The sequence below is a fragment of the Tateyamaria sp. 7Alg 36 genome, from assembly GCF_059882455.1.
This window is the reverse complement of the sequence record NZ_CM187613.1, coordinates 3,236,872-3,249,019: the sequence shown is the minus strand read 5'-3', so window position 1 is coordinate 3,249,019 and position 12,148 is coordinate 3,236,872. Positions and strand designations below refer to the sequence as shown.

General features: G+C 59.8%; 11 protein-coding genes. 10 read left to right on the top strand and 1 reads right to left on the bottom strand.

Annotated features, from left to right (window positions below; all coding sequences use genetic code 11):
- Window positions 1–154 precede the first annotated feature (154 nt).
- The 4 genes from dprA (at window position 155) to AC6GQJ_RS15800 (ending at window position 5,561) form a co-directional block, all read left to right on the top strand.
- Complete coding sequence (dprA, locus tag AC6GQJ_RS15815; RefSeq protein ID WP_500769979.1) at window positions 155–1,303, top strand: DNA-processing protein DprA; 1,149 nt, start codon at window positions 155–157, stop codon at window positions 1,301–1,303.
- A gap of 98 nt (window positions 1,304–1,401) precedes the next feature.
- Window positions 1,402–4,053 (top strand): type I DNA topoisomerase, encoded by a 2,652-nt coding sequence (gene topA, locus AC6GQJ_RS15810; RefSeq protein ID WP_500769977.1) that lies wholly within the window; start codon window positions 1,402–1,404, stop codon window positions 4,051–4,053.
- 136 nt (window positions 4,054–4,189) lie between these two features.
- Window positions 4,190–4,885 (top strand): CoA transferase subunit A, encoded by a 696-nt coding sequence (locus tag AC6GQJ_RS15805; RefSeq protein ID WP_500769975.1) that lies wholly within the window; start codon window positions 4,190–4,192, stop codon window positions 4,883–4,885.
- Between the two features lie 49 nt (window positions 4,886–4,934).
- Window positions 4,935–5,561 carry a 3-oxoacid CoA-transferase subunit B gene (locus AC6GQJ_RS15800; protein ID WP_500769973.1) on the top strand — a complete coding sequence of 209 codons (627 nt, stop codon included), beginning with the start codon at window positions 4,935–4,937 and terminating at the stop codon, window positions 5,559–5,561.
- Window positions 5,562–5,621: 60 nt separating this feature from the next.
- Here the strand turns inward: AC6GQJ_RS15800 and AC6GQJ_RS15795 are convergent, their stop codons facing one another.
- Entirely contained in the window at window positions 5,622–6,431 is an 810-nt protein-coding gene (locus AC6GQJ_RS15795) for a lytic transglycosylase domain-containing protein (protein WP_500769971.1), read from the bottom strand.
- A gap of 373 nt (window positions 6,432–6,804) precedes the next feature.
- Here AC6GQJ_RS15795 and AC6GQJ_RS15790 point away from each other — a divergent pair, with 373 nt between their 5' ends.
- The 6 genes from AC6GQJ_RS15790 to AC6GQJ_RS15765 all read left to right on the top strand — a co-directional run bounded on the left by AC6GQJ_RS15790 (window position 6,805) and on the right by AC6GQJ_RS15765 (window position 12,144).
- Window positions 6,805–6,999: a hypothetical protein gene (locus tag AC6GQJ_RS15790; protein ID WP_500769969.1), complete on the top strand. Its 195-nt coding sequence runs from the start codon at window positions 6,805–6,807 to the stop codon at window positions 6,997–6,999.
- Window positions 7,000–7,105: 106 nt separating this feature from the next.
- Window positions 7,106–7,282 carry a hypothetical protein gene (locus AC6GQJ_RS15785; RefSeq protein WP_500769967.1) on the top strand — a complete coding sequence of 59 codons (177 nt, stop codon included), beginning with the start codon at window positions 7,106–7,108 and terminating at the stop codon, window positions 7,280–7,282.
- A gap of 214 nt (window positions 7,283–7,496) precedes the next feature.
- Window positions 7,497–8,354 carry a Flp pilus assembly protein CpaB gene (gene cpaB / locus AC6GQJ_RS15780; RefSeq protein WP_500769965.1) on the top strand — a complete coding sequence of 286 codons (858 nt, stop codon included), beginning with the start codon at window positions 7,497–7,499 and terminating at the stop codon, window positions 8,352–8,354.
- Window positions 8,355–8,564: 210 nt separating this feature from the next.
- Entirely contained in the window at window positions 8,565–9,992 is a 1,428-nt protein-coding gene (locus AC6GQJ_RS15775) for a type II and III secretion system protein family protein (protein ID WP_500769963.1), read from the top strand.
- A 9-nt stretch (window positions 9,993–10,001) separates the two neighbouring features.
- Complete coding sequence (locus AC6GQJ_RS15770; RefSeq protein WP_500769961.1) at window positions 10,002–10,667, top strand: OmpA family protein; 666 nt, start codon at window positions 10,002–10,004, stop codon at window positions 10,665–10,667.
- Window positions 10,668–10,905: 238 nt separating this feature from the next.
- Window positions 10,906–12,144, top strand: coding sequence for a CpaE/TadZ family protein (locus AC6GQJ_RS15765; protein WP_500769959.1), 1,239 nt, complete (start codon window positions 10,906–10,908; stop codon window positions 12,142–12,144).
- Window positions 12,145–12,148 lie beyond the last annotated feature (4 nt).

The window sequence follows — 12,148 nt, the reverse complement described above, 5'->3', positions numbered from 1 at the left end:
ATCGTTCGAGTTTTGTTCCAATTTCAAATTTCGTCACTGAAATTATTGCTTAAAATCAGAGTAGTACGGTTTTGCCTCTCATTGGCGAAAAGGTGTTCATGCGTTGTTAACCTTGCTGATTCTATAAAAAAGCAAGCAACGGACGGAGACACGGATGACTGAAAAGGATGCCCATCCTTCTTCCACTCACCCCCCACTCCCACCCACCTCGGAAGATGACCGTTTTGCGTGTCTTCGTCTGTTGCGCTCTCGCCGGGTCGGCATATCGACGTATCAACGTCTGCTGATTGAACACGGCACTGCGCAAAACGCGCTGGCCGCGCTACCCGAGGTAGCGCGTGCCGCCGGCGTTGAGCGTTATACCATTTGCCCCGAAGCGGTTGTGCATGCCGAACTAAGCGCCGGACGCGCGGCAGGTGCCCGACTGATCGCACACGGTAGCCCCGACTATCCCACCGCCCTTTATGACTTACGCGATGCGCCGCCTTTTCTATGGGTGCTGGGCGATCCGGCACTACTAAACCGCCCCGCCGTCGCCCTTGTGGGGGCGCGCAACGCTTCCTCCCTTGGCACGCGGATGGCGCGCGCCCTTGCCCATGACCTCGGGGCGGCGGGTTTTGTCGTCGTCTCCGGCCTTGCGCGCGGCGTGGATGCGGCCGCGCATCTGGCATCACTGGAAACCGGCACGATTGCCGTGCAGGCAGGCGGGGTCGACACCATATACCCTGCCGAAAACACCGAACTCGCCCTGAAGATCGCGGATCAGGGCGTACGCCTCAGCGAACAGCCCATGGGGCTGCAACCGATGGCGCGTCACTTTCCCGCACGCAACCGCCTGATCTCGGGCCTTGGCCGCGCAACCGTGGTGGTGGAGGCGGCGGCGAAATCCGGCAGCCTGATCACCGCCCGCGACGCACTTGATCTGGGCCGCGAGGTGCTGGCCGTGCCGGGCCATCCGATGGATGCGCGCGCCTCGGGCTGCAACATGCTGATCCGCGACGGGGCGACGCTGGTGCGCAACGCCGCCGATGTGATCGAGGCGCTGGCCCCGCTGGCGCCAAAGACCATGGAACTGCCGCTGGAATTCCCACAAGCCGCCCCGCCCGACCGCCGCAGTTTGCGCGAAACCGCCGATCTGCACAGCCAGATCCTATCGCGTCTGGGCCCCTCGCCTCTGGCCGAAGACCAGTTGATCCGCGACATCGGCGCACCCCCTGCCAGCGTGGCCCCTGTCCTTGTCGAACTGGAGCTTGACGGCACGATCGACAGGGCCCCGGGCGGGCTGCTGACCCGTGTCAGTTAGGGGCCGCAGAGCAGCACCCGTTGACATTCCTCTCTTGCACAACACATCTTGCGCGGCCATAGAGCACCAAATTTTCCCGTCCAAGGTTGAACCGTTTCATGCCAGTTGTCGTTGTCGAATCCCCAGCTAAAGCCAAGACAATCAACAAATATCTGGGCGACGATTATACCGTTCTGGCCAGTTACGGGCACGTCCGCGACCTGCCTCCCAAGGACGGATCGGTCGATCCAGACAACGGATTCGAGATGCTGTGGGAGGTCGCAAGCGACAGCAAGAAACACATGAAGGCGATTGCCGACGCGTTGAAAGAAGACAACGCACTGATCCTCGCGACCGACCCCGACCGTGAAGGCGAAGCGATTAGCTGGCACCTCCAAGAGGCGCTGACCAAGCGCAAGTCGATCAAGAAAGACACCCCCGTCAGCCGCGTGACCTTCAACGCGATCACCAAGACCGCCGTGACCGAGGCGATGGCCAATGCGCGCCAAGTCGACATGCCGCTGGTCGAGGCCTACCTCGCCCGCCGCGCGCTGGATTATCTGGTGGGCTTCAACCTGTCGCCCGTGCTGTGGCGCAAGCTGCCCGGAGCAAAGTCGGCAGGCCGCGTGCAATCTGTGTGCCTGCGCATCCTGACCGAGCGCGAGATGGAAATCGAAGCGTTCCGCAACCGCGAATACTGGTCCGTAAAGGCCCTGCTGGCCAGCCCGCGCGGTCAGGAATACGAGGCGCGCCTTGTCAGCCTTGCGGGCAAAAAGCTGGACCGTTTCGACCTTGAAAACCAGACGCAGGCGGAAATGGCCGTCGCCGCCATCGACAGCCGCGACCTGAAGATCCAGTCGGTCGAGGCCAAACCCGCCTCGCGCAACCCGTCCGCGCCCTTCATGACGTCGACCCTGCAACAAGAGGCCAGCCGCAAGTTCGGCATGGGCGCACGCGCCGCGATGAGCACGGCGCAGCGTTTGTACGAGGCAGGCTACATAACCTATATGCGGACCGACGGCATCGACATGGCGCCCGAGGCCGTCAGCGCCGCGCGCGACGCCATCGCCAGCTTCTATGGCAAGGATTACGTCCCCGAGAAACCGCGCATCTACAAGAACAAGGCCAAGAACGCACAGGAAGCGCACGAATGTGTCCGCCCCACCGACATGACCGTCAAACCCGACGATCTGCCGGTGACGGATGCGGACCAACGCAAGCTGTATGATCTGATCTGGAAACGCACCCTTGCCAGCCAGATGGAAGGCGCGCGACTGGAACGTACCACTGTGGATATCGGCAGCGATGATGGTCAGGTTGGCCTGCGCGCCACAGGGCAGGTTGTTCTGTTTGACGGGTTCCTGCGCGTCTATGAGGAAGGGCGCGATGACGAGGTCGTGGATGATGATGACAAGCGCCTGCCGCAGCTGAGCCAAGGCGACAAGGCCGACAAGCGCACCGTCACCCCCGAACAGCATTTCACCCAGCCCCCGCCCCGCTATACCGAGGCGACGCTGGTCAAGCGGATGGAAGAGTTGGGCATTGGCCGTCCCTCGACCTATGCCAGCATCGTCACGACAATTCAGGATCGCGGCTATGTACGCAAGGACCGCAACCGCCTGATCCCCGAGGACAAGGGCCGCTTGGTCATCGCTTTCCTCGAAAACTATTTCCGCCGCTACGTGGGCTATGATTTCACCGCCGACCTTGAGGCGCAGCTGGATGACGTGAGCGCGGGCGACCGCAATTATAAAGACGTGCTTGGCCGGTTCTGGACCGACTTTTCCGCCGCCATTGCGGAAACCAGCGAATTGCGCATCACCGAGGTGCTGGAAAAGATCAACGAAGTGCTGGAACCGCATCTGTTCCCGCCGCTTGAAGATGGCGGTGATCCGCGCCAGTGTCCCAATTGCGGTATTGGGCGTCTGTCCATGCGCACCGCGCGTTCGGGCGGGGCGTTCATCGGATGCTCGAACTATCCCGAATGCCGCTATACCCGCCCCTTTGGTCCGCCGGACCCAGAGGCCGAGGCCAGCGCCATCCCGCCGGACGGCAAGTTGCTGGGCGAGGATATGGGCGACGAGATCCGCGTGTTCAAAGGGCGCTTTGGCCCCTATGTCCAGCGCGGCGCCGTGACCGAAGAGAACAAGAAGCCCCCGCGCCAGTCGATCCCCAAGGATTGGGCGCCGGAGGAACTGGAACTGGACCGCGCCGTCATGCTGTTGTCCCTGCCGCGCGAGGTCGGGCCGCATCCGGAAGATGGCGTCATGGTCTGGGCCAATATCGGGCGCTATGGCCCCTATCTGAAACATGCCGAATCCACCTCGGATCGCGGCGGCACCAATGCCAATCTGGAAAGCATTGACGAAGTCTGGACCGTGGGCATGAACCGCGCGGTGCAACTGCTGGCCGAGAAAGTGGCCAGCCGTGGCGGACGTGGTGTGGCGGCCAAACCGCTGCACGAGCTGGGGGAACACCCTGACGAGGGCGGCCCCGTTTCGGTGATGAAGGGCAAATACGGCCCCTATGTGAAATGGGGCAAGGTCAACGCCACCATTCCCAAAGGCACCGAACCCGAACAGGTCACCATGGAGATGGCGGTGCAACTGATCGCGGAAAAAGCCCCCGCGAAAAAGAAAACCACCCGCAAGAAGCCTGCGGCCAAGAAAACAGCGGCGAAAAAACCTGCCGCCAAGAAAACTACGGCCAAGAAAACTACGGCCAAGAAAGCGCCCGCCAAAAAGGCAGCGGCGGACAAGAAAGAGTCCTGATACCCCTACGGTGATTTGCAGGGGCACTGTTAGCGTCAACAGCCGGTGCCTCTGCGTTGACTCTGCGTCGGCAGAACGGCAAACAGTCACCAGCGGATGATACAGGCTTCGGTTTCGAAGCTGTAAGGGGACACTTATGAAAAAGATTTACGGCTCGGCAGCCGAGGCCCTCGACGGGCTTTTGTTTGACGACATGTTCATTGCAGCGGGCGGTTTCGGCCTGTGCGGCATTCCTGAACTGCTGCTGGCAGCGATCCGCGACGCGGGCACCAAGAACCTGACCTTTGCCAGCAACAACGCAGGCGTCGACGATTTCGGCATCGGCATCCTGTTGCAGACGCGGCAGGTGAAAAAGATGATCAGCTCTTATGTCGGTGAGAACGCGGAATTCATGCGCCAGTACCTGTCGGGCGAGCTGGAACTGGAATTCAATCCCCAAGGCACATTGGCCGAGCGTATGCGCGCAGGTGGCTGCGGCATTCCCGGTTTCTACACCAAGACAGGCGTGGGCACCGTTATTGCCGAGGGCAAAGAGCACAAAGAGTTCGACGGCGAGACCTATATCCTTGAACGCGGCATCTTTGCCGACCTCGCCATCGTCAAGGCATGGAAAGCGGATGCAACCGGTAACCTCGTGTTCCGCAAGACCGCGCGCAACTTCAACCCGCCAGCGGCGATGTGTGGCAAGGTCTGCGTGGCCGAGGTCGAGGAAATCGTGCCCACCGGCTCTCTGGATCCGGATTCGATCCACCTGCCCGGTATCTATGTGCACCGCCTGATCCAAGGCGAGCACGAAAAACGGATTGAGCAGCGCACAACGCGTGCAGCCTAAGTTGACTGTGCCTGCGGGCACGACATTTATCGACGGATAAGGAATAGACATGCCCTGGGACCGCAATCAAATGGCCGCGCGCGCCGCGCAGGAACTCGAAGACGGCTGGTACGTCAACCTTGGCATCGGCATCCCGACGCTGGTGTCCAACTACATCCCCGAAGGCATCGAAGTGACGTTGCAATCGGAAAACGGCATGCTTGGCATGGGCCCCTTCCCCGTGGAAGGCACCGAAGACGCCGACCTGATCAACGCGGGCAAGCAGACCATTACCGAACTGCCCCAGACTGCCTATTTCGACAGCGCGCAGTCGTTCGGCATGATCCGTGGCGGCAAGATCGCGATGGCGATTCTGGGCGCGATGGAAGTGGCCGAGAACGGCGACCTTGCCAACTGGATGATCCCTGGAAAGCTGGTCAAAGGTATGGGCGGCGCGATGGACCTTGTTGCAGGCGTAGGCCGCGTGGTGGTCGTGATGGACCACACCAACAAGCATGGCGACAGCAAAGTGCTGAAATCCTGCACCCTGCCCCTGACCGGTCAGGCCGTGGTTGACCGTATCATCACCGATCTGGGTGTTCTGGATGTGGTCGAAGGCGGGTTGCGCATTGTCGAGACCGCCGAGGGCGTCACCGAAGACGAATTGCGCGCCGCAACCGAAGCCACCATCGTCTGATAAAACTACCGCTTGGACCTGCGCGATCCGCGTTCAGGTCCAAGCCATCCGAACTGGCCTTCAGTTCATCGCTGCAAACACACAGCCATCCGTGACAAGTTCGGGCGGCGTGATACACAGCCCCCGCGCCAGTTGGAACGTCGCCAGTACTTTGGGCACGTAATCGCGGGTTTCATTATAGGGTGGTACGCCCTGATGTTTGCGCACAGCCCCCTCGCCCGCATTATACCCCGCCAATACCAGCACCGGATCGCGGTCAAAGGTCTCCATCAACCAGTTCAGGTATTTGACCCCGCCCGCGATGTTCTGGGACGGCTCGAAACTGTCCTCGACGCCAAAGCGGCTGGCGGTATCTGGCATCAACTGCATCAACCCTTGCGCGCCTGCGCGGCTTTGCGCCTCGGCATTGCCCGCGGATTCGACCATCATTACCGCCAGCACCAGCGCCGGTGACACCTCGGTACCAATGGTTGCCTTAAGGATGTCGATACCGCGTGATTTCGCCAGCGCCTGCATCTGCTGCAAACGTGGCACGGGCACAGGCGTCTTGGCGCGGGCCAAAGCTCGCACCGCAAGATCCAGCCGCCCGGGCCCCGCATCAGTGATATCGGGCGACACATCCTCCCAAAACCAGTCATAGCGCGCCGCATAGGCCGCAGGCGCACCGCCCGACGACGGATCGGGCTGCGCAACAGCTTCGGGCGTGGGCGCGTCGGGTTCGATCTGGATGGTGATCCGCTTTTTCGCGCCACTGCTGGGCGGTTTAATCCGTTTCGCGGAAAAATCCTTGAACGGTGGCGGGTCTTTTGCGGCCAAAGGCGCAGAAATCAGGCCCGCAGACACCAATGCTGCAAAAAAGAGAGGTTTCATCACACTGCCTGCCTCGGAAAGCTTCGGTTCTTTGACCGATATTGGCCCCAGTATCGCAAAAATAGCCGCTTTGGGCTAGCATTGGTGAATGCAAAAAAGGCGGATTTGCCTTATTTGCCATGCCGGACAGGGAAAAACGCCCTTCTTCACATTTTTTCAACTATTAAAATCGTTAATTTTCAGCGCACTAAGCGAAACCCGTCGATTTTTTGCGATGCGACCCGAAAAGCCCAATTTGCCGCCAAATTCGTGCCCCAATCCAAGGGCTATATAGCGTCATACCAAGTCGGACACGGGCCAATGAGAGAGAGCGGCCCCAAACAGACGGCAAGGTAGACAACACAAACTTTATGATCCTTTGGAGGGACATCACATGATCAAATTCATCAAAAACTTCCGCAACGACGAAGACGGCGCCGTAACAGTTGACTGGGTCGTTCTGACCGCTGCCGTTGTTGGCCTGGCCGTTGCTGCCTACACTTCCATCGAAACAGGCGCGACCGAGCTGACAGCCGACACAGACTCGTTCCTGCAAGCTCAAGACCCTAACGCAGTCGCTGAGGAATAAGTCGGTCTGACCTGACATTTAGAATTGCGCTAGGGGCCGCGACCATTCCCGGACGCGGCCCCTTCGTCTTTGTTTAAACGTAACAAATGTTCAAAAAGGGTTCCCCATGCCGAACCACTTCATTTCCAAATTCCTGCGCGACGAGCGCGGTGCCGTTACAGTCGACTGGGTCGTGTTGACGGCAGCAGTTGTCGCTCTTGCCGTCGCTCTTGTTGTCGCCCTCACGAACGGGTCGGCCGGAGTATCCGCAGGCGTCGAAGCGTTCATGACGAACTTCTTCTGATCCGGCTGCATCACAACAATTACATATCCAAACTGCCCGGTCTGTCACGCCGGGCATTTGCCGTGTCTGCCAGACCCGTCACCGCGCCGCGGCACGCCTGACTGCCCCAGTTTATCCCCCCCTTGTCCCCGAAACCGCCACAATCTGGGGTCATACCCGCCCCAAGAGGTCCCCGCCCTTCCGGCGAACCGGACCCAATGATGAGGTAAATGAAATGCGAATGGTTTTTGGATTGGTGCTTTTGGCAGGGATCGCCCTGGCTGGTGGCGCCGTGTACATGGCAAAGAATTATATCGGCCAATACCAGACCGCGCTGGCCAAGGAACGCGCCCAACGCCAGAAGATCGTGCCGACTGTGCCTGTTTACGTGGCCCAGCGTCGCCTGAAATACGGTGAGACGCTGACAGCCAAGGATGTGCGCACCGTGGACTGGCCCGAAAACGCCATCCCCGAAGGCACCTTTACCGAGGAAAACCCCCTGTTCCCTGAAGGTGTGACCGCAGACCGCGTCGTTTTGCGCGCGATGGAAAAGGACGAGGCCATCATGGCCGTGAAAGTCACCGAACCCGGTGAAGAAGCAGGCCTGACCTCGCGTCTGGAACGGGGTATGCGCGCCTTTGCTCTCAGGGTCGACGTTGCATCGGGCGTGTCCGGCTTCTTGCGTCCTGGTGACCGTGTCGATGTCTATTGGACCGGCCGCGTGGATCAATCCCTTGGCACATCGCGCGGGGAAGTGACCAAACTGATCGAACCGGGCGTCAAGCTGATCGCCATCGACCAGAACGCGGCAGGCGACCTTGATGGCGCGATCATTGCACGTACCGTGACCGTCGCAATCGGTCCCGCACAGGTTGCAACGCTGGCGCAAGCGCAATCGACTGGCCGTCTGTCCCTGTCCCTTGTCGGGGCCGAGGATGATACGATCGCGGGCGCCATCGAAGTGGACCAGCGCGCCCTCTTGGGTCTTGAAACCCAAGAGGTCAAAGCACAGGTCGAAAAGGAAAAGACCTGTACGATCCGCACGCGGCGTGGCGCAGAGGTGGTCGAAATCCCGATCCCCTGCACCAACTGATCTGCGAACTGATCCCCTGAAAACAATGACTTGCAGCGGCGTTTCCCCAAGGAAGCGCCGTTGCCATTTTCGGCGCTGTTGCCCGTTGCCCACATAAACGCATGGGTCGAACCCATTGATTCTTGCAAAAAAAATCAAACTGGCGCATGGTTATAACAATACGCGGGCAAAAAGACCCGACACCGAGGCGTGATCAAAAAGGCAGGTCACATGAAATTTGATGGAATTTTCAAAGCAGCCCTGCTGGGGCTGTCTCTTGCTGTAAGCCCGATTGCGATGACCGCAGGGGCTGACACGTTGCGGGTTGTGCGCAAGGCCACGGACTCCACACTGGATGTGCCGATGAACCGCGCTGTCGTGGTCGAAAGTGATGTGGCATTTGCCGAACTGAGCATCGCCAATCCGGCCATCGCCGATATCTCGTCCCTGAGCGACCGCACAATCTATGTGCTTGGTAAATCCCCTGGTCTGACGACATTGACCCTGCTGGATGCCAATGGACGCCTGATTACGAACGTGAACGTCCGTGTCGCCGCCGATATTTCCGAATTCAAGGAACGTCTGCGCCAGATCCTACCCGGAGAGAAGATCGAAGTACGCACCGCCAATGACGGCATCGTGCTGTCCGGTGTTGTGTCTTCGACCTCGCGCCTGCAACGCGCGCTTGATCTGGCCGAACGCTATGCCGAAGGGCGCGTCTCCAACCTGATGAGCGTTGGCGGCGTCCAGCAGGTCATGCTGAAGGTCCGCTTTGCCGAGATGAACCGCTCGGTCTCCAAATCGCTCAGCTCGTCCCTGTCTCTGAACGGGTCGATCTTTTCCGGCGATGTGGGTGTGAACGGCGGGACCGGCACAACCAACAGCTCCGGCGGCATCGGCACGTCGCTGGGTGGCAACGTTCCGAACGTGAACGCGAATACCGGCGCCATCCTCTTTGGCTTTAACGCTGGCAACACCCAAGTGGGCCTGCTGCTCGAAGCCCTTGAAACAAAAGGCGTTGTGCGCACGCTGGCCGAACCGAACCTTGTGGCCCTGTCGGGGCAAGAGGCAAAGTTCCTTGCGGGCGGCGAATATCCCGTGCCCGTCAGTCAGGATAACGGGACCATCACGGTCGAATTCAAACCTTTCGGGATCGAGCTGAACTTTATTCCCCGCGTGGTGGACAAGGATCTGATCAACCTCGAACTTGAGGCGGCAGTGTCGGCCATCGACCCCACCAACGGTTTTGCCTTCAACGGGTTCGAGATCGACGCCTTCTCGCGGCGCGAAACCTCTACCACAGTGGAAATGCGCGACGGCGAAAGCTTTGCCATCGCCGGTCTGCTTGAGGACAACTTCGACGACAATTCCAGCCAGTTGCCTTGGTTGGGCGACGTGCCGATCCTTGGCGCGCTGTTCCGCTCGGCCTCTTACCAGCGGAACCAGACTGAACTGGTCATCATCATCACGGCCCACCTCGTCTCGCCCGTGCGCGGCGACGTTCTGGCCCTGCCCACCGACCGCATCAAACCGCCCAGCGAAAAAGACCTTTTCCTGTACGGTCGCACCGCTGCGGGCACACGCACCCCGAAACAGGGTGCTGCCGGCGAGGTTGCCAAGCAGGACTTCTCGGGCTCATATGGCTATGTGTTGGATTAAGGACTGGTCATGAAACCACTCATCCCTTTCGCATTGGCCGGCAGTCTTGTCCTAGGCGCATGCGGTCCGTCCAGCGATCCGGTCTATACACAGTTCTACCGCGAAGCCGGTTCTTTGGTTGATACGGGCCAGTTCGGCAACGCAACGGCCAGCAATACGCTTTATATGACGGGCGAACGCCAATACACCTTTGATCTGGCAAACCGCTTTGCCACTGAGGTGTTGACGACAGTCAACTTCGCTTTCAACTCCGCCGCGCTTGACGCAGGGGCGCGGGACACGTTGCGCGAACAGGCGCAGTGGATCCGTCAGTTCCCCGAAGTCCGCTTCCGCGTTTATGGCCACACCGATGCCGTCGGATCGGCCGGTTATAACAAAAGCCTCGGCCTTGCGCGTGCAAACGCCGTTGTCGCCTTTCTTGTCAGCCACGGCATCAGCCGCTCGCGGCTAGAGGCGGTTGCCTCCTTTGGGGAAACGCAGCCGCTGATCGTGTCGCAAGGGCGCGAACGTCGTAACCGCCGCACCGTCACCGAAGTGACCGGTTTCGTACAGTCGCATCCCACTGTTCTGGATGGACAATACGCCCAGATCATCTATCGCGATTACGTGCAATCCGCCGCACCACAAAGCCAGCTGACCGGCATTTCCGGCTCCGAATTCCGCACCGAACAATAAGCGGCATTCCTCTAATTCGACGCATCAGGCGCGCAGACAATCCCAGTCTGCGCGCCTGATCGTTTAGAGATACCCAACAATTGGAGCTTTTTGGCCCAAATCTCGCCTGAATTGACTGCGAAAACACCCCCTAAGGATAGCTACGCCCAATCCGTTTGGGCTCAGCCGCCCCAGCAGGAGGTCCAGAATGGCCCTTTTCACGCTGCGGGGGCCGTCACAAGGAAGGACACGGGGCACAATGAGCAGCACGATGCCACAACCGGAAACAGCACCAATCACGGCCTGTACCATCAGCCGCGACGTACAGAACTTTGATCTGTTGATCGAAGACATGGAACAGGTTCTGGGCGAAAGCTGGGGTGATCTGGGTTTTGCCGAGTCGCTTGCCTTCTTCAATCAGGCCGAGGCCGAGGCGCTGGAATTCGTCGCATTGGCCATTGATGACGCCGACGAAGACGACCTTGTCCTGATGGGCGAGATCATTTCGCAAGCCAAGGCGCGCAATATCAAGGTGATCCTGATTGCCGACGATGTAACGCCCGCCTCTTTACACCAGCTGTTGCGCCGTGGGGCGGACGAATTTGTCCCCTACCCCCTGCCCGAAGGTGAACTGGCCCAAGCCATTGACCGTTTGCGCACCGGTCCCGCGACTGAACCTACCGCGCAACCCACCACTGCGCAGTTGCAATCCGGTACTGACAAGCAAGGCGCGGTCTTTGTGGCCCACGGCGTTGCGGGTGGCACAGGTGCGACCACGCTGGCCGTGAACCTTGCGTGGGAACTGGCGCTGCTGAATCCTGGTGACACACCCAATGTCTGTCTGCTGGATTTCGATCTGCAATTCGGCTCTGCCTCGACCTATCTGGACCTTGCCCGCCACGAGGCCGTGTTCGAGATGCTCTCGGACACAGAAGGCATGGACGCGGATTCTTTTGGCCAGTCGCTGCAACTGTTCGAAAACCGCCTGCAAGTCCTGACCGCCCCTGCGGACATGATCCCGCTGGATCTGATCACGCCCGAAGATATCGAACGGGTGATTTCCATGGCGCGGGCGCATTTCGACTTTGTTGTAATCGACATGCCTTCGACGCTGGTGCAGTGGACGGAAACCGTGCTGAACGCGGCGCACATCTATTTCACCACCATGGAAATGGACATGCGGTCGGCGCAGAACACGCTGCGGTTCAAACGCGCGCTGCAATCCGAAGAACTGCCCGTGGAAAAGCTGCGCTATGTGCTGAACCGTGCGCCCAAGTTCACCGATCTGGGTGGCAAGGCGCGGGTCAAGCGCCTCGCAGAAAGCCTCGACATCGCCATCGAAGTGCAATTGCCCGATGGCGGCAAACCCATCACGCAGGGTGGCGATCACGGCCTGCCCCTTGCCACATCTGCTGCCAAAAACCCGCTGCGGCGCGAAATCGCCAAACTTGCGGCCTCCATTCATGAATTAAGCGAGGATCACGTCAAAGCGGCGTGATCCC

Coding starts and splice junctions, on each gene's coding strand:
- AC6GQJ_RS15785 (WP_500769967.1), top strand. CDS start 7,106: ATGCCGAACCACTTCATTTCCAAATTCCTGCGCGACGAGCGCGGTGCC.
- AC6GQJ_RS15765 (WP_500769959.1), top strand. CDS start 10,906: ATGAGCAGCACGATGCCACAACCGGAAACAGCACCAATCACGGCCTGT.
- topA (WP_500769977.1), top strand. CDS start 1,402: ATGCCAGTTGTCGTTGTCGAATCCCCAGCTAAAGCCAAGACAATCAAC.
- AC6GQJ_RS15775 (WP_500769963.1), top strand. CDS start 8,565: ATGAAATTTGATGGAATTTTCAAAGCAGCCCTGCTGGGGCTGTCTCTT.
- dprA (WP_500769979.1), top strand. CDS start 155: ATGACTGAAAAGGATGCCCATCCTTCTTCCACTCACCCCCCACTCCCA.
- AC6GQJ_RS15790 (WP_500769969.1), top strand. CDS start 6,805: ATGATCAAATTCATCAAAAACTTCCGCAACGACGAAGACGGCGCCGTA.
- AC6GQJ_RS15805 (WP_500769975.1), top strand. CDS start 4,190: ATGAAAAAGATTTACGGCTCGGCAGCCGAGGCCCTCGACGGGCTTTTG.
- AC6GQJ_RS15795 (WP_500769971.1), bottom strand. CDS start 6,431: ATGAAACCTCTCTTTTTTGCAGCATTGGTGTCTGCGGGCCTGATTTCT.
- AC6GQJ_RS15800 (WP_500769973.1), top strand. CDS start 4,935: ATGCCCTGGGACCGCAATCAAATGGCCGCGCGCGCCGCGCAGGAACTC.
- cpaB (WP_500769965.1), top strand. CDS start 7,497: ATGCGAATGGTTTTTGGATTGGTGCTTTTGGCAGGGATCGCCCTGGCT.
- AC6GQJ_RS15770 (WP_500769961.1), top strand. CDS start 10,002: ATGAAACCACTCATCCCTTTCGCATTGGCCGGCAGTCTTGTCCTAGGC.